Origin of the sequence: Pseudomonas sp. PB103 (genome assembly GCF_009764635.1) — a bacterium.
Lineage (GTDB): Bacteria > Pseudomonadota > Gammaproteobacteria > Pseudomonadales > Pseudomonadaceae > Aquipseudomonas.
The window spans coordinates 71,775-93,902 of the sequence record NZ_RWIL01000008.1; the positions used below are offsets into that span (position 1 = coordinate 71,775).

Here is a 22,128-nt window from a genome sequence, read left to right on the forward strand (position 1 = left end):
GCCCGCTTGGACATGGGTCTCAGGATCAGCGGACTTTGCCCTCTGCCTGTTTCAGCTCTTCTTTGTCGAAATCATCGACATCAATCACCTTGCGGCGCGCCGCTTCGGCATCGCGCAAGCTATGCGCTTCCACTGCTTGCAACACGCCAGCCTCCAGTGCCGCATCGATCGCGTGTTCGCCGGCGACCGGCTTGACCTGACCGCTTTTCAGCGACGCATGCAGTTTTTTGTGCAGCGGTTGCGCAGCTGTCAGCAGGTCGCTGGCGTGTTGCAGAGCACCGACCGCATCGTCCGGCGATTGTGGGCGATAGCAACCGGCAAGCAGTTCTTCCAGCGCCGGATCGCCTTTCGCGCGACCAATTACGCCAGCCACTTCGGCACCGAGTTTGTCCGACGGGCCTTTATGACGACGACCGAACGGGAAGACGATCACGCGCAGCAGGCAACCGAAGACCTTGTTCGGGAAGTTACGCAGCAACTCGTCCATGGCGCGTTCCGCCTGGCCGAGGCTTTCTTCCATGGCCCAGCGGAACAGCGGCTCCATGTACGCCGGCGAATCCAGATCGTGATAACGCTTGAGCGCCGCCGAGGCCAGATACAGGTTGCTCAACACATCGCCCAGTCGTGCCGAGAGACGTTCGCGACGTTTCAGCTCGCCACCGAGCAGCATCATGCTGAAGTCGGCGAGCATCGCAAAGGCTGCAGCCTGACGGTTAAGCGCGCGGAAATAGCCCTGACTGATCTTGTCGCCCGGCGCATGTTCGAAGTGGCCGAAACCAAGGTTCAGCACCAGTGTGCTGGCGGCGTTGCTCACGACAAAACCGATGTGCTTGAGCAGCAGGCCGTCGAACTCTTTCAGCGCCTGATCCTTGTCCTCGCGACCGGCGAGGGCCATTTCCTTGAGCACGAACGGATGGCAGCGAATCGCGCCCTGACCGAAGATCATCAGGTTGCGCGACAGGATGTTCGCGCCTTCCACGGTGATGAAGATCGGCGCACCGTTCCAACTGCGCCCCAGGTAATTGTTCGGGCCCATGATGATCGCCTTGCCACCGTGGACATCCATGGCGTGGCTGATGCATTCGCGACCGCGTTCGGTGAGGTGGTACTTGAGAATCGCCGACAGCACTGACGGTTTTTCGCCCAGATCCACCGCGTTGGCCGTGAGCATGCGCGCGGCGTCCATCATCCACGCGTTGCCGCCGATGCGCGCCATCGCTTCCTGAATACCTTCGAACGCTGACAGCGGCACATTGAATTGTTCTCGGATTTGCGCGTACTGACCGGTGACCAGACTGGTGAACTTGGCGGCGCCGGTACCCACTGCTGGCAGCGAGATCGAACGGCCGACCGACAGACAGTTCATCAGCATCATCCAGCCTTTGCCGAGCATCTCCTGACCGCCGATAAGGAAGTCCAACGGGATGAACACGTCTTTGCCGGAGTTCGGGCCGTTCATGAACGCAGCACCCAGTGGCAGGTGACGACGGCCGATTTCGACGCCATCGGTGTCGGTCGGGATCAGCGCGAGGCTGATGCCGAGGTCTTCCTTGTCGCCAAGCAGATGCTCCGGGTCATAGGCTTTGAACGCGAGGCCGAGCAGTGTCGCCACCGGCCCGAGAGTGATGTAGCGTTTTTCCCAGTTCAGGCGCAGGCCAATGACTTCCTGACCTTCCCACTGACCTTTGCAGATGATCCCGGTGTCGGGCATCGCCCCGGCATCAGAACCGGCGAGCGGGCCGGTGAGGGCAAAGCATGGAATGTCGTCACCACGGGCCAGACGGGGCAGGTAGTGATTGCGTTGTTCGTCGGTGCCGTAATGCAGCAACAGTTCGGCCGGGCCGAGGGAGTTGGGCACCATCACGGTGGAGGCGAGGTCGCCGCTGCGGGTGGCGAGTTTCATCGCCACTTGCGAGTGGGCGTAGGCCGAGAAGCCTTTGCCGCCAAATTCTTTTGGAATGATCAGGGCGAAAAAGCCGTGTTCCTTGATGTGCGTCCAGGCCTCGGGCGGCAGATCCATCGACTGGCCGATCTGCCAGTCGGTGACCATCGCGCAGAGTTCTTCGGTTGGGCCATCGATGAAGGCTTGTTCTTCTTCGGTCAGTTGCACCTTGGGATAGGCCAGCAGTTTGTCCCAGTCCGGACGGCCGCTGAACAGTTCGCCATCCCACCACACGGTGCCGGCATCGATCGCGTCGCGCTCGGTCTGCGACATCGGCGGCAGGGTTTTCTGGAACCAGTTGAACAGCGGCGCGGTGAAATGTTTGCGGCGCAGGTCAGGCAGCAGCAACGGCGCGGCGACCACCGCCAGCAGCACCCAGAACACCAGCAGCAACCAGCCCGGTGCGTGACTGAAAATGCCCATTGCCAATAAGTAGACGGCAACGATGCCCAACGCGGGCAACGGGGCGATACGCCGGTGGGCGAGATACGCCACGCCGACAACCAAAACCAGTATCCACAACAACAGCATATTTCAGTCCTCCGTGAACCAAGGCAAATCGACCCTCCAGAGCTTAGACCGCATCTGCAAAACCGGGTGGTCAGACCAAGGTGATTGAAATCGTGGGAAACCCCGGATCGTTTTCGTAGGTTCGGTGGGCAACACGTGTGGGAAATCGTTCGGTGATCCCGCGTCTTTGCGTCCATGTTTGGCCGAAACGTCGTTATCTCTGTGCTTGAGCTGTCGCTAGACTCCAGATTCATTCAGGAGATTGTCGTCATGCTCGAGTATCGGAGTCCCGGCCGCTTCATCGATAGTGACCACCCGGCGGTGGTGGAGTTCGCTGAACGACATCGGGGTGCCAGCCGCGACCCGGTCGAGCAGGCGATCAATCTTTATTACGCCGTGCGCGAAGCGGTGCGCTACAACCCTTACACCTTCAGCCGGGATCCACAAACCCTGCGCGGCAGCTATGCATTGGCGGCGGGGGAGAGTTATTGCGTGCCCAAAGCCACGCTGCTCGCCGGTTGCGCGCGGCATTGCGGGATCCCGGCGCGGATCGGTCTGGCCGACGTGAAGAATCATTTATCGACGCCGCGTCTGCTCGAATTGCTGAAAAGCGACATGTTCGCCATGCACGGTTACACCGAATTTTTCCTCAACGATCGTTGGGTCAAGGCAACGCCGGCGTTCAACCAGAAACTCTGCGAACTGTTCAACGTCGCGCCGCTGGAATTCGACGGCATCAATGACAGCGTTTTCCATCCGTTCAACCGTGATGGCGCGCAATTGATGGAGTACCTGGTCGATCACGGTCAGTTCGCCGATGTGCCGGAAACCTTCTTCTTCGAACACCTGGAAAAATGCTATCCGCACCTGTTCGGCGAACAGCAGCCACAACTGTTGGGCGACATGCACAACGATGTAAGCCGCGTCTGATCCGGCGTATGCTGGCCGCCCACGCATTTGCAAAGAGGCGGTCATGCTGAAGATCTGGGGACGGAAAAACTCATCGAATGTCAGGAAGCCATTGTGGGCCGCCGAGGAACTCGGCCTGGCCTACGAGGCGATTGATGCCGGCGGCGCGTTCGGTGTGGTCGACACACCGCAGTACCGGGCGATGAACCCGAACGGTCGCGTGCCGGTGATCGAAGACGACGGTTTCGTGCTGTGGGAATCCAACGCCATCGTGCGTTATCTGCTGGCTAAACATGCGCCTGATAGCGCTTGGTATTCAGCGGATCCGCAAGCCCGCGCCCTCGCAGACAAGTGGATGGACTGGACGACCTCGAGTTTTGCCGGGCCGTTCCGCACGGTGTTCTGGGGCGTCTTGCGCACCCCGGCGGACAAGCAGGACTGGCCAGCGATCAACGCCGCAATCAAGGAGTGCACCGAGTTGCTGAGCATGGCCGACGAGGCGTTGGCCAGCCAACCGTATCTCTCCGGCCAAGACATCGGCATGGGCGATATCCCGCTCGGCAGTTTCATTTATGCCTGGTTCGAGATGCCCATCGAACGCGCCCCGCAAGCGCATCTGCAGGCCTGGTACGAGCGCCTGAAGCAGCGTCCGGCCTACCAGAAAGCAGTCATGACCGCGTTGACTTAATACCTACTATCGACACACTTGACTGTACTTGTACGGCGGCGGCAAGCACCATTGCGCACTTGCGCTGCGGTTCGATCCTTCGCCGCCGTCTCCTTTTTCCCTTCAATGGTGCGTAAATCAGATATGAGTTCCGCTCTGTCCATCCGGCAGCTAACCAAAACCTACGGCAACGGGTTCCAGGCCTTGAGTGGTATCGATCTGGACGTCGCCGAAGGTGACTTTTTCGCCTTGCTCGGCCCTAACGGTGCCGGCAAATCCACAACCATCGGCATTCTCTCGACCCTGGTCAACAAGACCAGCGGCACGGTGAATATCTTCGGTCACGACCTCGACAAAAATCCTGCGCAGCTCAAGCGCTCGATCGGCGTGGTGCCGCAGGAATTCAACTTCAACCAGTTTGAGAAGACCTTCGACATCGTCGTCACTCAGGCCGGTTACTACGGCATTCCGGCGAAAGTCGCCAAGGAACGCGCCGAGCAGTACCTGACGCAACTGGGCCTGTGGGACAAGCGCGATGTGCCGTCGCGTTCGCTGTCCGGCGGCATGAAGCGCCGTTTGATGATTGCCCGCGCGCTGGTGCACGAACCGCGTCTGCTGATCCTCGATGAACCGACCGCAGGTGTCGACATCGAGTTGCGCCGCTCGATGTGGACGTTCCTCACCGAGCTGAACCAGAAAGGCATCACCATCATCCTCACCACGCACTATCTGGAAGAGGCTGAGCAGCTGTGCCGCAACATCGGCATCATCGACCACGGTACCATCGTCGAGAACACCAGCATGAAACAGTTGCTGGGCCAGTTGCACGTCGAAACCTTCTTGCTCGACCTGAAAAACGACTTGAGCGTCGCGCCGCAATTGCTCGGCTACCCCGCGCGGTTGATCGACAGCCATACCCTGGAAGTCCAGGTCGACAAATCCATGGGCATCACGGCGTTGTTCACCCAATTGGCGCAGCAAAACATTGAAGTGCTGAGCCTGCGCAACAAAACCAATCGCCTTGAGGAGCTGTTCGTGTCCCTGGTGGAGAAAAATCTGTCGAAGGTGGCGGTATGAGTTCCGAATTCCGTCCCAACCTCGTCGCCCTGCAGACCATCGTTTACCGCGAGGTCAAACGCTTCACGCGGATCTGGCCACAGACCCTGCTGCCGCCAGCAATCACTATGGTTCTGTATTTTGTGATCTTCGGGAACCTGATCGGCCGGCAGATCGGCGACATGGGTGGCTTCACCTACATGGAGTACATCGTGCCGGGCCTGATCATGATGTCGGTGATCACCAACTCTTACGGCAACGTGGTCTCGAGTTTCTTTGGCAGCAAGTTCCAGCGTTCCATCGAAGAATTGATGGTCTCACCGGTATCGCCGCATACGATTCTGATCGGCTTCACCATTGGCGGTGTATTGCGCGGTTTGATGGTGGGCGTGATCGTGACGATTCTGTCGCTGTTCTTCACCCATTTGCAGGTGCATCACCTCGGCGTGACCATTCTGGTGGTAGTACTGACGGCGACGATTTTCTCGCTGCTGGGCTTCATCAACGCCGTGTTTGCGCGCAACTTCGATGACATTTCGATCATCCCGACGTTCGTACTGACGCCGCTGACGTATCTGGGTGGGGTGTTCTACTCGATCACCTTGCTGCCGCCGTTCTGGCAGACCGTGTCGCTGGCGAACCCGGTGCTGCACATGGTCAATGCGTTCCGTTACGGCATTCTTGGTGTGTCGGATATCAAAATCGGTATTGCGATCACTTTCATGCTGGTGGCGACGGTGGTGCTGTATCTCGGCTGTGCGCGGTTGCTGGTGAGCGGGCGCGGGATGCGTACCTGATCCACACACAATCCCTGTAGGAGCTGCGGCACGCTGCGATCTTTTGATGTTGTTTTTAAAAGATCAAAAGATCGCAGCGTGCCGCAGCTCCTACAGATCGTGTCCGACAGCACAAAACAAAACGGCCTCCCATTGCGGAGGCCGTTTTGCGTTCAAGGCTGGCGGCTTTTCTTGCGCCGTGCCCACTGTCGCGCCACCCACCAGCGCCAATACATCATCACCACGAAGTAGGCGAGGGCACCCAGTACCAGCCCGCACACCACCGAACCCAGCAGAAACGGCTGCCACAGCGTTGACAGCTCCCCGCTGATCCACTCCCAGGTCAGCTCATCCGGCAGATGCCGCGCCGGCACATCCATCAACCACGCCCCGGCCTGATAGGTGCAAAAAAACACCGCCGGCATGGTGATCGGGTTGGTCAGCCACACCAGGCTGACGGCAATCGGCATGTTCCCGCGCACAGTGATGGCCAGCGCGGCCGCCACCAGCATCTGTGCTGGAATGGGCAGGAAAGCGGCGAACAAACCGACGGCCATCGCCCGCGCGACCGAGTGGCGATTGAGGTGCCAGAGGTTGGGGTCATGCAGCAACTTGCCGAGAAAGCGTAAGGATTTGTGTTCCCTGATGCTCGTCGGGTCGGGCATGTAACGTTTGAATAAGCGCCGGGGCATAAGGCTTCTCGGTCGGTTAAGGCGGCAAGTATGTCTGGATTCTAGGGGGCGCCCATTCAGACTTTGTGACAATTGTTGACGACGGCCATGCCGAACAGCCGCTATGCCTAGAGGTGCGACTCTCAAGGACGGGCTTATGCGCACAGGGATGATGGCGCTGGCAGTCGGTCTGCTGGTGGTGGTTTTTTTGCCGGGTTTACCGCCGGTCGGGTTACTGGTGGTATTGCCGGCGGTGGGGCTGATGTTGCTGCCGTTTCGCAGCTATCCATTGGCGTTTTTGCTGTTCGGTTTCACTTGGGCCGGTGTCGGCGCGCACTGGGCGCTGGATGATCAACTGGCGAGCCATCTCGACGGCGAGACGCGTTGGCTGGAGGGACGAGTCGTCGGCCTGCCGCAACACAGTGATGGCGTCGTGCGTTTTGAATTGGCCGATGCGCGTTCGCGTCACGCAACGTTGCCGCCGCTGATGCGTCTGGCTTGGTATGCCGGGCCGCCGGTCAACAGCGGCGAGCGCTGGCGTCTGGCGGTCAAGCTCAAACGTCCCGCCGGCCTGCTCAATCCTGAGGCCTTCGATTACGAAGCGTGGCTGTTGGCGCAGCGCATCGGCGCGACGGGCACGATCAAGGACGGTGAGCGTCTGAGCACGGCGCGATGGGCGTGGCGCGACAGCCTTCGTCAGCGTTTGCTTGAAGTCGATGCGCAAGGTCGCGAAGGCGCGTTGGCGGCGCTGGTGCTCGGTGACGGTTCCGGGCTCAGTCGCGAGGATTGGCAGGTCCTGCAGGACACCGGCACCGTGCATTTGCTGGTGATTTCCGGCCAGCACATCGGATTGCTCGCGGCGGTGATGTACCTGCTGGTTGCAGGACTCGCTCGTTACGGGTTGTGGCCGCTGCGTTGGCCGTGGCTGCCGTGGGCCTGTGGCCTGGCTTTCGCCGCTGCCGTCGGTTACGGCTTGCTCGCCGGTTTTGATGTGCCGGTGCAGCGCGCTTGCGTGATGGTCGGGCTGGTGCTGCTGTGGCGCCTGCGCTTTCGCCATCTGGGGGCGTGGTGGCCGCTGCTGCTGGCGTTCAACGGCGTGTTGTTGCTGGACCCGCTGGCCAGCTTGCGCCCGGGTTTCTGGTTGTCTTTCGCTGCTGTGGCGGTGCTTGTTTTCACCTTCAGCGGTCGGCTGGGCGCGTGGCGCTGGTGGCAAACCTGGACGCGAGCGCAGTGGTTGATTGCCATTGGCTTATGCCCGGTGCTGCTGGCGCTGAACCTGCCAATCAGCCTAAGCGGGCCGCTGGCCAATCTGCTGGCGGTGCCGTGGGTCAGCCTGGTGGTGCTGCCGCCGGCCTTGCTCGGCACGTTGTTGTTGCCGCTGCCCTATGTCGGCGAAGGCTTGCTGTGGCTGGCCGGTGGATTGATCGATGGGCTGTTTCGCGCGCTGGCGGTGATTGCCGGGATCTGGCCTGCGTGGACAGCACCGTCGATATCCACATGGGTGTGGGCGTTCGGCAGTCTGGGTGCCGTGTTGTTGCTGTTGCCGCGCGGCGTGCCGATGCGGCCGCTGGGCTGGCCGTTGCTGCTGATGCTGGTGGTGCCGCCGCGTGAACGGTTGGACGAAGGTCTGGCTGACGTCTGGCAACTGGATGTCGGTCAGGGGCTGGCGATCCTGATCAGAACCCGTCACCACGCGCTGCTGTATGACGCCGGCCCGCGTTTCGGCGATTTCGATCTGGGCGAGCGCGTGGTGCTGCCGGCGTTGCGCAAACTCAGCGTGGAGAACCTCGATCTGATGCTGCTCAGCCACGCCGATGCCGATCATGCCGGCGGTGCGCTGGCCGTCGCCGGAGGCCTGAAGGTCGGCAGGGTACTCAGTGGCGATCCGCCGGGACTGCCGGCCGAGCTTGGCGCTCAAGCCTGCGAAAGTGGTGAGCAATGGGAGTGGGATGGCGTGCGTTTTCAGCTTTGGGTATGGTCGGACGCCCATGACAGCAACCAGCGCTCCTGCGTGTTGCAGATCGAGGCCAGTGGCGAACGTCTATTGCTGACGGGCGATATCGACACTCACGCCGAACGCGTTCTGCTCGACAGTCCATTGGCCGTGCCCACGCAATGGTTGCAGGCCCCGCACCATGGCAGCCGCAGTTCGTCATCCATGGCCCTGCTCAAGGCACTCAAGCCTGAAGCCGTGTTGATCTCCCGAGGTCACGGCAATTCCTTCGGCCATCCGCATCCGACCGTACTGGCGCGCTATCGCAAACAAGGCCTGCGCATCTATGACAGTGCCGAGCAGGGCGCTATTCATCTGCAGCTGGGCCGCTTCACGCCACCGTGGACGATGCGTCAACAGCGGCGTTTCTGGCGCGATCCGCCTGCGCTCGCCCGTTGATCGGTGCCAGCATGGATGGCACATCACGGTCGTCGGAGGGGCGGGTCTTAATCGCGGATCGGTATGGTAAAGTGGCGCACTTTTTCGAGGGGACTGTCACTGTGTGGGAATTGGTCAAATCCGGCGGCTGGATGATGTTGCCGATCATTCTGAGTTCCATCGCGGCCATGGCGATTGTCGCCGAGCGCCTGTGGACCCTGCGCGCCAGTCGCGTCACCCCCGAGCATCTGCTGGGCCAGGTCTGGGTGTGGATCAAGGACAAGCAGCTCAACAAAGAAAAACTCAAGGAACTGCGTGCCAACTCGCCGCTGGGGGAAATCCTCGCCGCCGGTCTGGCCAACTCCAAGCATGGTCGCGAGATCATGAAAGAGTGCATTGAAGAGGCCGCCGCCCGCGTCATTCACGAGCTCGAACGCTACGTCAATGCGCTGGGCACCATCGCTGCGATGTCGCCGTTGCTCGGCCTGTTGGGTACGGTGCTGGGCATGATCGATATTTTCAGCGCCTTCACCGGTTCCGGCATGACCACCAACGCTTCGGTATTGGCCGGCGGTATCTCCAAGGCGCTGATCACCACGGCGGCAGGCCTGATGGTCGGTATTCCGGCGGTGTTCTTCCACCGTTTCCTGCAACGCCGCATCGATGAACTGGTGGTGGGCATGGAGCAGGAAGCGATCAAACTGGTTGAAGTGGTGCAGGGCGACCGTGACGTCGACCTGGCCGAGGGCCGCGCGTGAAATTCCGTCGCAAGCCTCGGGAAACGATCGACATCAACCTCGCGTCGTTGATCGACGTGGTGTTCATCCTGCTGCTGTTTTTCGTCGTGACCACCACGTTTACCCGTGAAACCCAGTTGCGCGTCGATCTGCCGGAAGCGGTCAGTGGCTCGCCGGCCGAAGATCAGCAACTCAGGCAGATCGACGTGGCCATCAGCGCTGAAGGTGTGTTTTCGGTGAACAACAAGATTTTGCCGAAAAATGATCTGGCGACGTTGATGGAAGCCATGCAGAAAGAATCCAACGGCGACACCAATATGCCGTTGTCGATCAGTGCCGACGGCAAGACTCAGCATCAATCAGTGATCACCGCCATGGACGCGGCCGGCAAGCTCGGTTTCAGCCATCTGCGCATGACCACGGTTGAGGCGGCGCCGAAATCCTGATGAGCCTGGCCGATCGCTTGCTCGCCGCGTGGTATCAGGGTCACCCGGCCCTGACGCTGCTGCGGCCGCTGGAAATGTTGTACCGCCGCGTGGTGGTCAACAAACGTCAGCGTTTTCTCGACGGTATAGGCCAGATCTACCAGCCGCCAGTGCCGTTGATCGTGGTTGGCAACATCACCGTGGGTGGTACCGGCAAGACGCCGATGATTCTCTGGCTGATCGAACACTGTCGGCGCAGCGGTCTGCGTGTTGGCGTAGTCAGCCGAGGTTACGGCGCCAAGCCGCCGCAGTTGCCATGGCGGGTCGAGGCCGATCAGGCCGCCGACGTTGCTGGCGACGAACCGCTGCTGATCGTCCAGCGCACCGGCGTGCCATTGATGATCGACCCCGATCGCAGCGCCGCCGTCAAAGCCTTGCTCGCCAGTGAACCACTCGATCTGATCCTCTCCGATGACGGCATGCAGCATTACCGTCTGGCGCGGGATCTGGAGCTGGTGTTGATCGACGCTGCCCGTGGACTCGGTAATAAACGTTGCCTGCCGGCGGGGCCGTTGCGCGAGCCGATCGAGCGTCTGCAAAGTGTCGACGGCGTATTGTTCAACGGCGCCACGGCTGATCGCGACGACGGTTTCGCTTTCCATCTGCAACCGACCGCGCTGGTCAATCTGCGCAGCGGCGAGCGTAAACAGCTCGATCATTTTCCAGCAGGCCAGGCCGTGCACGCGGTCGCCGGGATCGGCAATCCGCAACGTTTCTTCAACACCCTCGAAGCGCTAGACTGGCGAGCAGTCCCGCATGCGTTTGCCGACCACGCCGAATACAGCGTGCAGGCGTTGAATTTCACACCGTCATTGCCGCTGGTGATGACCGAAAAGGACGCGGTGAAGTGCCGTGCCTTCGCTGCTGCCGACTGGTGGTATCTGGCGGTCGATGCCGTGCCGTCGCCGGCCTTCGTGGCCTGGTTCGACACACAGCTGATGCGCCTGTTGCCCGATCGTCTTTTGCCTTAACTCTTTATCCAGGGAATGTTCATGGACACCAAATTGCTCGACATCCTCGCGTGCCCGATCTGCAAAGGCCCGCTCAAGCTCAGCGCCGACAAGACCGAGCTGATCAGCAAGGGCGCCGGCCTGGCATACCCGATCCGCGACGGCATCCCGGTGATGCTCGAAAGCGAAGCGCGCACCCTGACCACCGACGAGCGTCTGGATAAATGACCACCGCCTTCACCGTTGTCATCCCGTCGCGTTACGCCTCGACCCGCCTGCCGGGCAAGCCGTTGCTGGACATCGCCGGCAAGCCGATGATCCAGCATGTCTGGGAACAGGCGAGCAAAAGCAGCGCGACCCGCGTGGTGGTCGCCACTGACGATGCGCGCATTGTCGAAGCCTGCAAGGCTTTTGGCGCCGAGGTCGTGCTGACTCGTGAAGATCACAACTCCGGCACTGATCGTCTGGCCGAAGTCGCGGCAAAACTGGGTCTGGAACCTGACGCGATCGTGGTCAACGTCCAGGGTGACGAGCCGCTGATCCCGCCAAGCGTGATCGATCAAGTCGCCGCCAATCTGGCCTCCCACACCGAAGCGCGCATGGCGACGTTGGCCGAGCCGATCGAAGACGTGGAAACCTTGTTCAATCCGAACGTGGTCAAGGTCGTCAGCGACCTCAACGGTCTGGCGCTGACCTTCAGTCGCGCCACGTTACCGTGGGCACGCGATGCCTTCGCCAAGAGCCGCGAGCAATTGCCTGAAGGCGTGCCGTACCGTCGTCACATCGGCATTTATGCCTACCGCGCCGGATTCCTTCAGGACTTCGTGAATTGGGGCCCGTGCTGGCTGGAAAACACTGAGTCGCTCGAACAGCTGCGTGCCCTGTGGCACGGCGTGCGTATTCATGTTGCCGACGCGTTGATCGCGCCGCCAACCGGCGTCGACACCGTTGAAGACCTAGAGCGCGTTCGTCGCCTGCTGGGGGCCTGATGCGCGTTCTGTTTGTGTGCCTGGGCAACATTTGCCGTTCGCCCACGGCCGAAGGCGTATTGCGCCACAAATTGCGTGAAGCAGGGTTGGCGGAACAGGTCGAAGTAGCCTCCGCCGGCACCGGTGACTGGCACGTCGGCAATCCGCCAGACAAACGCAGTCAGGCCGCCGCCAAAGTGCGCGGTTATGACCTGTCGGCGCAACGCGCGCAACAGGTCAGCCGTGCCGACTTCGCCAGTTACGATCTGATTCTGGCTATGGACAACAGCAACCTGCGCAACCTCAAGGCCCTGCAGCCGTCCACCGGTAAAGCCGAACTGGATCTGTTCCTGCGCCGTTATGCCGGGCTGGTCGATGAAGTGCCGGACCCGTATTACGACGGCGATCAAGGGTTCGAACAGGTGCTGGATCTGATTGAAGCGGCCTGTGACCAATTGTTGATCGAAGTGAAGGGCCGCTTATGAGTTTGCAGGTGCAATCGCAGGTTTCCCTGAAACCGTTCAACAGTTTTGGTGTGGATGTTCGCGCGCAATTGTTCGCCGAAGCCCACAACGATGCCGACGTTCGCGAAGCGCTGGCTTATGCCACTGCCCACGACATGCCGTTGCTGGTGATCGGTGGTGGCAGCAATTTGCTGCTGACCGCAGACATTCCGGCGCTGGTGCTGCGCATGGCCACCCGTGGCATTCGTGTGATCAGCGATGACGGCAGTCGCGTGGTGATCGAGGCGGAAGCGGGCGAGCCGTGGCACCCGTTCGTGCAGCACACGTTGGCGCAGGGTTTCTCCGGGCTGGAGAACCTCAGCCTGATTCCGGGCACCGTCGGCGCTGCGCCGATGCAGAACATTGGCGCTTACGGCGTCGAGATCAAGGATGTGTTCGCCGGGCTCACCGCGCTGGATCGTCAGACCGGCGAGCTGCGCGATTTCACCCTGGAAGAATGCAACTTCGCCTACCGCGACAGCCTGTTCAAGCAGCAGCCGGGGCGTTGGCTGATCCTGCGGGTGCGCTTCACGCTCAATCGCGTCGCGCAATTGCATCTGGAATATGGCCCGGTGCGTCAGCGCCTGACCGAGCAGGGCATTGAGCATCCGACGCCGACCGATGTCAGCCGCGCCATCTGCAGCATCCGCAGTGAAAAGCTGCCGGATCCGGCGGTGCTCGGCAATGCCGGCAGCTTCTTCAAAAACCCGCTGGTGTCGGCGGCCATCGTCGCGCAGATCAAAGCGCAGCACCCGGATGTGGTGGCTTACGCGCAGCCGGACGGCCAGATGAAGTTGGCCGCTGGTTGGTTGATCGAGCGCGCCGGCTGGAAAGGTTTCCGCGAAGCCGATGCCGGCGTGCATAAATTGCAGGCGCTGGTGCTGGTCAATTACGGCGCGGCGACCGGTCTGCAATTGTTCGATCTGGCGCAACGTATCCAGAAAGACATTGCCGAACGTTTCAATGTCGACCTGGAAATGGAGCCCAATCGGTATTGAAGCAGCTGCGAGCTTCAAGCTTCTAGCGGCAAGCTACAATCTTGAGCGTGAGCCAGCTACTGCTTTTACTTGCAGCTTGTAGCTAAAAGCTCGCCACTGAAAAGCCCTGTCTCAGCAGGGCTTTTTCGTTAATGCTGGGTTAACTTAGCGAGCTAACGATAACCGTCATTTGCTCCACCAAAGGCCCGGTGCAGACGTTCGCGTCGGCACAAGAGAGCCTCATTAGCCTGAGTCGATCTGCGTGAACCACCGCCGAGGCAACGGCGGCAGATTGCTCGACCCCATAACCACCAACAATATGCGGGCGTGCCCATGATTACCCTGAAACTCAACGGTCAAGACCATCCCCTCGATGTCACGGAAGACATGCCGCTGCTCTGGGCAATCCGTGACGTGGCCGGTTACAACGGCACCAAATTCGGCTGCGGCATGGGCCTGTGTGGCGCCTGCACCATTCACATCGACGGTCTGCCGGCGCGCAGTTGCATCACGCCGATCGGCTCGGTGATCGGGCAGAACGTCACCACCATCGACAACCTGCATGCCGACCCCGTCGGGCAAGTCGTGCAGCAAGCCTGGCTCGACACGGCGGTCGCGCAGTGCGGTTTCTGTCAGGGCGGGCAAATCATGTCGGCCACCGCATTGCTCAAAACCAATCCGAACCCGAGTGACGAGCAGATCGAAGAAGCCATGGTCGGCAACATCTGTCGCTGCGGCACTTATAACCGGATCAAAACCGCGATCCGTCAGGCCTCCACTCACTTGAAGGAGGCCAAGGCATGAGCCGCCTTCCGAACGATTTCGCCCTGAGCAACCTCAGCCGTCGGGGTTTCCTCAAAGGCGTTGGCGCGACAGGCGCGCTGGTGCTGGCAGCGAGCTGGGGTTGGCAGGACGCGTTGGCCGATGAGAAAGAAAAGAAATTTGGCGCCGATGGCATGCCCAATGGCTGGATCGATGATCCCAAGGTTTATGTGAGCATTGCCGCTGACGGCACCGTCACCGTGGTCTGCAACCGTTCGGAGATGGGCCAGGGCGTGCGCACCAGTCTGACCATGGTCGTTGCCGATGAGCTGGACGCCGATTGGGCCAAGGTCAAAGTGCAGCAGGCGCCGGGCGATGAAGTGCGTTTCGGCAATCAGGACACCGACGGCTCGCGCAGCATGCGGCACTGGTACGAACCGATGCGGCGTTGCGGCGCTGCGGCCCGGACGATGCTCGAACAAGCGGCGGCCGCGCAGTGGAAAGTGCCGGTCGGCGAATGCCACGCGCAACTGCACAAAGTCATTCACCAGCCATCCGGGCGTGAGCTGGGTTATGGCGAACTCGCCGCTGCCGCGAGTGCGTTGACGGTGCCTGCGCGTGACAGCCTGCGCCTCAAGCAACCATCGGAATTTCGCTACATCGGCAAGGAAGGCACCAAAGCCATCGATGGCGACGACATCGTCAACGGCCGCGCCGTGTACGGTGCCGACGTGCATTTCGACGGCATGTTGTACGCGACCATTGCCCGTCCGGCCGTATATGGCGGCAAGGTCAAATCGCTGGATGACAGCGCCGCACTGAAAGTCCCCGGCGTGCTGAAAGTGATTCAGATTGAAGGCCGTCCTCTGCCTTCGGAATTTCAGCCGCTGGGTGGCGTGGCCGTAGTGGCCAGCAACACCTGGGCTGCAATCAAGGGGCGCGAAGCGCTGAAGATCGAATGGGATGACGGCCCGAATGCCAGTTACGACTCCATCGCCTATCGCAAGGAACTGGAAGCCGCGTCGCTGAAGCCCGGCAAAGTCGTGCGCAATACCGGCGATATCGACAAGGCCTTGAGCGGCGCTGGCAGTATCCTCGAAGCTTCGTATTACCTGCCGCATCTGGCGCAGGCACCGATGGAACCGATGGTTGCCATCGCCCGTTACACGGACGGTGTTTGCGAGGCTTGGGCGCCGAGTCAGGCGCCACAAGTCACTCGCGAGCGGATTGCCGAGCGTCTTGGCCTGCCGTTCGACAACGTCACCTTTAATGTCACGCTGCTTGGTGGTGGTTTCGGTCGCAAGTCAAAACCGGACTTCGTCGTTGAAGCGGCGATCCTCGCCAAGGAGTTTCCCGGCAAAGCGGTGCGGGTGCAGTGGACGCGCGAAGATGACATCCATAACTCGTATTTCCACACCGTGTCCGCCGAATACCTCAAGGCTGGCGTTGGCAAGGACGGCATGCCGTCCGGCTGGTTGCATCGCACCGTGGCGCCGAGCATCACCGCGCTGTTCGCGCCGGGCATGAACCATGAAGCGGCGTTCGAGCTGGGCATGGGCTTCACCAACATGGCCTACGCCATTCCCAATGTGCGCCTGGAAAACCCCGAAGCGACCGTGCACACGCGGGTCGGCTGGTATCGCTCGGTGTCGAACATTCCCCATGGTTTTGCGATCCAGAGTTTCGTCGATGAACTGGCGCACAAGGCCGGTGAGGATCCGCTCAAGTACCAGATCAAACTGCTCGGCCCTGATCGCCAGATTGACCCGCGCACGCTGAGCGAAGAGTGGAACTACGGCGAATCTCCCGAGCGTTATCCGATCGATACCGGGCGCATGCGCACCGTGCTGGAAACCGCTGCCAAAGCCGCCGGTTGGGGGCGCAAACTGCCCAAGGGGCGTGGTCTCGGGTTGGCGGTGCATTACAGCTTCGTCACTTACGTGGCGGCAGTAATCGAGGTCGAAGTTAAAGACGACGGCACGCTGATCGTGCACAAGGCGGATATTGCCGTCGACTGCGGGCCGCAGATCAACCCTGAGCGCATTCGCTCGCAGTTCGAGGGGGCATGCGTGATGGGCCTGGGTAACGCGGTGCTGGGTGAAATCAGCTTCAAGGACGGCAAGGTCCAGCAGGACAACTTCCATATGTATGAAGTGGCGCGCATGTCGCTGGCGCCGAAAGAAGTCGCGGTGCATCTGGTGACGCCGCCGGGCGACGTGCCGCTGGGTGGGGTTGGTGAGCCTGGTGTGCCGCCGATTGCGCCGGCGCTGTGCAACGCGATCTTTGCTGTCACCGGCAAGCGTATTCGCAACCTGCCGGTGCGTTATCAGTTGCAGGGCTGGCAGAAGGCTGAGGCGTAATGGACAGCGTCGACCTTAATGTCCTGCGCAGCGTGCTTGAATGGCGCCGCACCGGGCAGCGGGTGGTGCTGTTCAGTGTCGTGCAGACCTGGGGCACGGCGCCTCGGGCACCCGGTGCCATGCTCGCTTTGCGCGAGGATGGCGTGGTGATCGGTTCAGTGTCGGGCGGTTGCGTCGAGGATGATTTGATCGCGCGTCTGCACGACGGGCGTATCGCCAGCGATGGCCCGCCCGTGCAACTGATTACCTACGGCGTCACCCGTGAAGAAGCCGCGCGGTTTGGTTTGCCGTGTGGCGGCACGTTGCGCTTGACCGAAGAACGGGTCGGCGATCCCCAGTGGGTTGCCGAGTTGCTGGCGCGTTGCGAAGCGCACGAGATCGTTGCCCGTGAGCTGAACATCGACACTGGTGAAGTGGTTTTGACAGCGGCGAGCAAAACCGATTCGCTCGAATTCGACGGCAAGACCTTACGCGCGATCTATGGCCCGCGCTGGCGATTGTTGTTGATCGGTGCCGGGCAATTGTCGCGCTATGTGGCGGACATGGCACGGCTGCTGGATTTCGAAGTGCTGATCTGCGATCCACGCACTGAATTCGTTTATGGCTGGGAAGAGCATCACGGTCGCTTTGTGGCGGGCATGCCGGACGAGGCGGTGTTGAGTATTCAAACGGATGAGCGCACAGCGATTGTGGCGCTGACTCACGATCCGCGTCTGGATGACATGGCGCTGCTCACGGCGCTGGATTCGCCAGCCTTCTACGTTGGTGCGCTGGGCTCACGGGTCAACAGTCAGAAGCGCCGGGATAATCTGGCTCAGCTAGGCTTGTCGGTACAGGCGATTGATCGACTGCATGGCCCCATCGGTTTGCACATCGGCAGTCATTCGCCGGCGGAGATTGCGTTGTCGCTGTTGGCAGAGATCGTCGCGATCAAGAACGGTGTCGAGTTGAAACAGAAGAAATCCCTGGAGGACGCATGAGTCGATCCATCGCAGTGATTGTGCTGGCGGCGGGCGAGGGTAGTCGCTTTCGCCAGGTGGCGGGTGCTGACAAAGACAAGTTGCTGGCCGATTGCACCGGTCGCGATGGCGCGTTGCGTTCGGTGATCGAGCAGGTGCTGGTGAATCTGCCGGCGAGTCTCGACAAGCGCGTACTGGTGGCCACTGAAGCGCGACCACAAGCGATGCGTATGGCGCAGGCTTATGGTTGTGAGGTTGTGGCGATCGAGTCCACCGGGATGGGCGACAGCATTGCGGCGGGTGTTGCGGCTTGCCCTGACGTCGATGGGTGGCTGATTGTGCTGGGGGATATGCCGTTTATCTTGCCGTCGAGTATTGAACGGGTGGTCGCAGCCATAGCTGATGATGCGGTGAGCGTGCCGGTGCAGGATGGCGAGTTTGGGCATCCAGTGGGGTTTGGTCGCGCGTTTGGTCCGGGGTTGTTGGCATTGAGCGGAGATCGCGGGGCTCGGCCATTGTTCAAACAGGGCAGGGTGGTTGAAGTGGCGGTGGATGATCCTGGAGTATTGTGGGATATCGATGTGCCTGAGGCTTTGGTTTTTAAATAACAGCAAGATCAAAAGATCGTCCGAAGGCTCGGGCCGCGTTCGGACGATCTCTTGATCTTTTAAATGGCATAAAAAAAGCCCCGCCAGGCTTTCACCGGGCGGGGCTTTTTAACGGCTTTTGGAATCAGACGAGTGGTTTAGGCTCGTGTTCTTTTTCCTGGGCCTCTTCGTGGTGCTCGACCGCGTCCTGAACGGAGCGTGGTGCTTCAGCAATCACGGCTTCAACAGCCGCTTGTTCTGTGACCACTTCAGCAACCGGAGCAGCAGCGGCAGCCTGTTCGGCTTCCTTCTGCAGACGCTCTTCTTCACGCTTGCGGCGACGCACTTCACGTGGGTCGTTCGGTGCGCGGCCGTTTGCTGCCAGGGCGCTGGCCGGAGCAACTTCAGCAACCGGAGCAGGCGCTTCGGCAACTACAGGCGCTTCGACGACTGGAACTGGCTCGGCGACAACCACTGGCTCGGCAGCCTGGGTCTCTTCGACAACAGGCGCTTGCGCAGGCGCTTCGAACACTGGTGCTTCAACAACCGGTGCTTCGAACACTGGCGCTTCAACAATCGGTGCTTCAACCACTGGCGCTGGCGTTTCAGCGACAACCGGCTCGGCTACCCAGTTGAAGGCAGTCTGCTCTTCGCGAACTTCACGCACGGTTTCGGTCACGGTTTCAGCGACGGTTTCAACCGCCGGCTCGGCTTCCACAACTGGCGCTGGTTCTACCTGAGGCAGGGTTTCCTGAACCGGAGCCACTTCCACTTCTGGAGCGGCAACAACTTCTACCGGAGTGGTCGCTTCAACAACCGGCGCTTCCACTGGAGCGGTTTCCTGAACAGCAGCGGTGGCGCGTTCGGCTTGCTCAAAGGCCTGAGCTTCGGCTGGAGCGCTGATCACGGTGCTGGCAACGGCTGTGGTAACAGCCAGGCCAGCGGCCAGATCGGCAGTGCTTGGCGCTTCAGCGTGTTCGCCGGCTTCGGACTCTTCCGAACCCTCGATCACGTTGCCGTTGGCATCACGTTGGCGCTCACGACGGTTGCTGCGACGACGCTGACCGCGCGAACGACGACGTGGACGATCGCCTTCGGCGTTCTCCGAACCGTCTTCCGGCAGTTGCTCTTCGTTGGTGTTCACTTCTTCTTCAGCGACGGCAGCAGCGGCCTGTTCGGCGCGCGGTTGACGCTCTTCACGCGGCGGACGCGGTGCGCGCTCTTCGCGTGGCTGACGAACCGGACGCTCTTCAGTAGCCACCTCGGTGGTCACGGCAGGGGCGGCGTCGAGTGGCTCGCGCAGTTCACGTACACGTTCTTCACGCTCGCCACGTGGCTTGCGATCTTCACGCGGGGCGCGCGGTGCACGTTCTTCACGCGGCGCACGTGGCGCGCGTTCTTCACGAGCGGCCGGGGCTGCTTCGGTACGGGCTTCGCGCGGTTCACGCACTTCGCGGGCTTCGCGTGGAGCGCGTTCTTCACGCGGCTCGCGTGGGGCACGTTCTTCACGCGGAGCACGTTCTTCGCGCGGTTTGCGTTCTTCATCGCGGCGACCGTTACGGTTGCGGCTCTGCTGACGACCGTTGCGACGCTCTTCGTTACGGGCCGGACGCTCGGCAGCCGGTTTTTCAACCACGGCCGGGGCAACTGGCTCTTCTTTGGTGGCGAACAGGCTGACCAGCGATTTCACCAGACCTTTGAACAGGCTTGGTTCTGGCACGGCAACCGGAGTCGGTGCGGCGGCGGCAGCAGGTGCAGCCACTTCGGTCGGAACCGGAGCGTTGGCACGCGCCGGTGCAGTCTTGACTGCAGCTTCCTGGCGAACCAGGGTGCGGGTCGCGGCGGCTGGCTGAACTTCTTCAACTTCAGCGGCGGCGGCAGCGATTTCGTAGCTGGACTGGTTGGTCGCGGCTTCCGGGCTGTCGTCACGCAGGCGCTGAACTTCGAAGTGCGGCGTTTCGAGGTGATCGTTCGGCAGAATGACGATGCGAGCACGGGTGCGCAGTTCGATCTTGGTGATCGAGTTGCGTTTTTCGTTGAGCAGGAACGCAGCCACCGGGATCGGCACTTGTGCACGAACTTCGGCAGTGCGGTCTTTCAGGGCTTCTTCTTCGATCAGGCGCAGGATCGCCAGCGACAGCGATTCAACGTCACGGATGATGCCGGTGCCGTTGCAACGCGGGCAGACGATGCCGCTGCTTTCGCCCAGCGATGGACGCAGGCGCTGACGCGACATTTCCAGCAGGCCGAAGCGCGAGATGCGGCCGATCTGTACGCGAGCACGGTCGGCTTCCAGGCATTCGCGGACTTTCTCTTCCACGGCGCGCTGGTTCTTGGCAGGGGTCATGTCGATGAAGTCGATGACGATCAGGCCGCCGATGTCGCGCAGGCGCAACTGACGGGCGATTTCTTCAGCCGCTTCAAGGTTGGTCTGCAGGGCGGTTTCTTCGATATCGCTGCCTTTGGTGGCGCGCGCCGAGTTGATGTCGATGGACACCAGGGCTTCGGTCGGATCGATGACGATGGAGCCGCCGGAAGGTAGTTCAACGACGCGCTGGAAAGCGGTCTCGATCTGGCTTTCGATCTGGAAACGGTTGAACAGCGGCACGCTGTCTTCGTACAGCTTGATCTTGCTGGCGTACTGCGGCATTACCTGGCGGATGAAGGTCAGAGCTTCGTCCTGGGCTTCAACGCTGTCGATCAGCACTTCGCCGATGTCCTGGCGCAGGTAATCGCGGATGGCGCGGATGATCACGTTGCTTTCCTGGTAGATCAGGAATGGCGCGGAGCGATCCAGCGAGGCCTCTTTAATAGCCGTCCACAGTTGCAGCAGGTAATCGAGATCCCACTGCATTTCTTCGCTGCTGCGGCCAAGGCCGGCAGTGCGCACGATCAGACCCATGTCGGCCGGTGCAACCAGACCGTTCAGCGCTTCACGCAGTTCGTTGCGCTCTTCGCCTTCGATGCGACGGGAGATACCGCCGGCACGCGGGTTGTTCGGCATCAGCACGAGGTAACGACCGGCCAGGCTGATGAAGGTGGTCAGGGCGGCGCCCTTGTTGCCACGTTCTTCTTTTTCGACCTGAACGATGACTTCCTGGCCTTCGCTCAGGACGTCCTTGATGTTGACGCGGCCTTCAGGGGCTTTCTTGAAGTATTCGCGGGAGATTTCTTTGAGGGGCAGGAAGCCATGGCGCTCAGAGCCAAAATCGACAAAGGCAGCCTCAAGGCTTGGTTCGATGCGAGTGATACGGCCTTTATAGATGTTGGCCTTCTTCTGCTCGCGTGCACCGGATTCGATGTCCAGGTCGTAGAGGCGTTGGCCATCTACCAGTGCAACACGCAACTCTTCGGGTTGAGTTGCGTTAATCAGCATTCTTTTCATGTAGTACCGTCGGTTTCCGGGCTGCCGGAAACGGCGTTCGGCACACACGACTTCTCACGGTCGGTGTCAGGTGCGTCGGGAGTGGTTGGCCATTCCCGTGTCCAGCGATATGCGGCCAATTGGGCCGATATAGCGACGTACGCGTCCTGCTTGCTGTGGCTACTTAAGCACTCAGTCAGGAGGAGGAATCAACCAGTGGCTGTGGACGAGATGAAGCGTCTTGATAAAGCCTATTGCTACACAGTCCAGCGGTTGTGCATCTCCACCCTACACGTATCCCTGATAATTCGGGTGCTGCCGCGCGCAGAATCCGCAGCGGGTTGGCATTTACCGTGAGCTCCGAAAGGGGAGGTCACGCATCATGGCTAATTCAGGCGGTGTTTCCGAAACCTTCGCTCGGGGTCATCTGCGGCTGACTGCACTTTGTGAACTGGCCGTGAATATCTGCCTGTCAGGCGAGTAAAAACTCTGCTCGACGGTGTAATTCAGGCCTCATGTCACCTGCGCTTGTTACAACTGCAAACTCCACCGTTACGTAGCGAAAGCCCCGTAG

The 22,128-nt window shown here is 60.8% G+C and carries 19 protein-coding genes; 16 read left to right on the forward strand and 3 right to left on the reverse strand.

Features of this window, described 5'->3' with window-relative positions; genetic code table 11:
- Positions 1-25: 25 nt before the first annotated feature.
- Entirely contained in the window at positions 26-2,473 is a 2,448-nt protein-coding gene (locus EJA70_RS01660) for an acyl-CoA dehydrogenase (protein WP_158829185.1), read from the reverse strand.
- A gap of 249 nt (positions 2,474-2,722) precedes the next feature.
- Here EJA70_RS01660 and EJA70_RS01665 point away from each other — a divergent pair, with 249 nt between their 5' ends.
- The 4 genes from EJA70_RS01665 to EJA70_RS01680 all read left to right on the forward strand — a co-directional run bounded on the left by EJA70_RS01665 (position 2,723) and on the right by EJA70_RS01680 (position 5,881).
- Positions 2,723-3,382, forward strand: coding sequence for a transglutaminase family protein (locus EJA70_RS01665; protein WP_158829186.1), 660 nt, complete (start codon positions 2,723-2,725; stop codon positions 3,380-3,382).
- A 43-nt stretch (positions 3,383-3,425) separates the two neighbouring features.
- Entirely contained in the window at positions 3,426-4,049 is a 624-nt protein-coding gene (locus EJA70_RS01670) for a glutathione S-transferase family protein (protein WP_158829188.1), read from the forward strand.
- Between the two features lie 123 nt (positions 4,050-4,172).
- Positions 4,173-5,105 carry an ABC transporter ATP-binding protein gene (locus tag EJA70_RS01675; RefSeq protein WP_158829190.1) on the forward strand — a complete coding sequence of 311 codons (933 nt, stop codon included), beginning with the start codon at positions 4,173-4,175 and terminating at the stop codon, positions 5,103-5,105.
- The gene (locus EJA70_RS01680) at positions 5,102-5,881 is read left to right on the forward strand and encodes an ABC transporter permease (RefSeq protein WP_008087860.1); all 780 of its coding nucleotides are present in this window, start codon (positions 5,102-5,104) and stop codon (positions 5,879-5,881) included. Before EJA70_RS01675 ends, EJA70_RS01680 begins: the two co-directional genes overlap by 4 nt.
- A gap of 152 nt (positions 5,882-6,033) precedes the next feature.
- Here the strand turns inward: EJA70_RS01680 and EJA70_RS01685 are convergent, their stop codons facing one another.
- Positions 6,034-6,552 carry a DUF2062 domain-containing protein gene (locus EJA70_RS01685; protein ID WP_008086309.1) on the reverse strand — a complete coding sequence of 173 codons (519 nt, stop codon included), beginning with the start codon at positions 6,550-6,552 and terminating at the stop codon, positions 6,034-6,036.
- A 136-nt stretch (positions 6,553-6,688) separates the two neighbouring features.
- On the opposite strand from EJA70_RS01685, the gene EJA70_RS01690 reads away from it, so the two are divergent.
- From EJA70_RS01690 to EJA70_RS01745, 12 genes are all read left to right on the forward strand, one after another.
- The gene (locus tag EJA70_RS01690) at positions 6,689-8,923 is read left to right on the forward strand and encodes a DNA internalization-related competence protein ComEC/Rec2 (RefSeq protein WP_158829192.1); all 2,235 of its coding nucleotides are present in this window, start codon (positions 6,689-6,691) and stop codon (positions 8,921-8,923) included.
- Positions 8,924-9,024: 101 nt separating this feature from the next.
- The gene (locus EJA70_RS01695) at positions 9,025-9,660 is read left to right on the forward strand and encodes a MotA/TolQ/ExbB proton channel family protein (protein WP_007908216.1); all 636 of its coding nucleotides are present in this window, start codon (positions 9,025-9,027) and stop codon (positions 9,658-9,660) included.
- Positions 9,657-10,085 (forward strand): biopolymer transporter ExbD, encoded by a 429-nt coding sequence (locus EJA70_RS01700; RefSeq protein WP_158829194.1) that lies wholly within the window; start codon positions 9,657-9,659, stop codon positions 10,083-10,085. The genes EJA70_RS01695 and EJA70_RS01700 overlap by 4 nt, the downstream gene beginning before the upstream one ends.
- The gene (gene lpxK / locus EJA70_RS01705; protein ID WP_158829196.1) at positions 10,085-11,095 is read left to right on the forward strand and encodes a tetraacyldisaccharide 4'-kinase; all 1,011 of its coding nucleotides are present in this window, start codon (positions 10,085-10,087) and stop codon (positions 11,093-11,095) included. Before EJA70_RS01700 ends, lpxK begins: the two co-directional genes overlap by 1 nt.
- Before the next feature lie 21 nt (positions 11,096-11,116).
- Positions 11,117-11,302, forward strand: a complete 186-nt coding sequence (locus EJA70_RS01710; RefSeq protein WP_003174668.1) for a Trm112 family protein — start codon at positions 11,117-11,119, stop codon at positions 11,300-11,302.
- Positions 11,299-12,063, forward strand: a complete 765-nt coding sequence (gene kdsB, locus EJA70_RS01715; RefSeq protein WP_158829198.1) for a 3-deoxy-manno-octulosonate cytidylyltransferase — start codon at positions 11,299-11,301, stop codon at positions 12,061-12,063. The genes EJA70_RS01710 and kdsB overlap by 4 nt, the downstream gene beginning before the upstream one ends.
- Entirely contained in the window at positions 12,063-12,527 is a 465-nt protein-coding gene (locus EJA70_RS01720; RefSeq protein ID WP_158829200.1) for a low molecular weight protein-tyrosine-phosphatase, read from the forward strand. Before kdsB ends, EJA70_RS01720 begins: the two co-directional genes overlap by 1 nt.
- A complete protein-coding gene (gene murB / locus EJA70_RS01725; RefSeq protein ID WP_158829202.1) occupies positions 12,524-13,543 on the forward strand; it encodes a UDP-N-acetylmuramate dehydrogenase in 1,020 nt (339 codons plus the stop codon). The genes EJA70_RS01720 and murB overlap by 4 nt, the downstream gene beginning before the upstream one ends.
- A 312-nt stretch (positions 13,544-13,855) precedes the next feature.
- The gene (locus tag EJA70_RS01730) at positions 13,856-14,326 is read left to right on the forward strand and encodes a (2Fe-2S)-binding protein (protein WP_008086294.1); all 471 of its coding nucleotides are present in this window, start codon (positions 13,856-13,858) and stop codon (positions 14,324-14,326) included.
- A complete protein-coding gene (locus EJA70_RS01735; RefSeq protein ID WP_158829204.1) occupies positions 14,323-16,644 on the forward strand; it encodes a xanthine dehydrogenase family protein molybdopterin-binding subunit in 2,322 nt (773 codons plus the stop codon). Before EJA70_RS01730 ends, EJA70_RS01735 begins: the two co-directional genes overlap by 4 nt.
- Positions 16,644-17,624, forward strand: coding sequence for an XdhC family protein (locus EJA70_RS01740; RefSeq protein WP_158829206.1), 981 nt, complete (start codon positions 16,644-16,646; stop codon positions 17,622-17,624). Before EJA70_RS01735 ends, EJA70_RS01740 begins: the two co-directional genes overlap by 1 nt.
- Positions 17,621-18,211 (forward strand): nucleotidyltransferase family protein, encoded by a 591-nt coding sequence (locus EJA70_RS01745; protein ID WP_158829208.1) that lies wholly within the window; start codon positions 17,621-17,623, stop codon positions 18,209-18,211. Before EJA70_RS01740 ends, EJA70_RS01745 begins: the two co-directional genes overlap by 4 nt.
- Positions 18,212-18,335: 124 nt before the next feature.
- Here EJA70_RS01745 and rne read toward each other — a convergent pair whose 3' ends face one another.
- Complete coding sequence (rne, locus tag EJA70_RS01750; protein WP_158829210.1) at positions 18,336-21,575, reverse strand: ribonuclease E; 3,240 nt, start codon at positions 21,573-21,575, stop codon at positions 18,336-18,338.
- Positions 21,576-22,128: the final 553 nt, after the last annotated feature.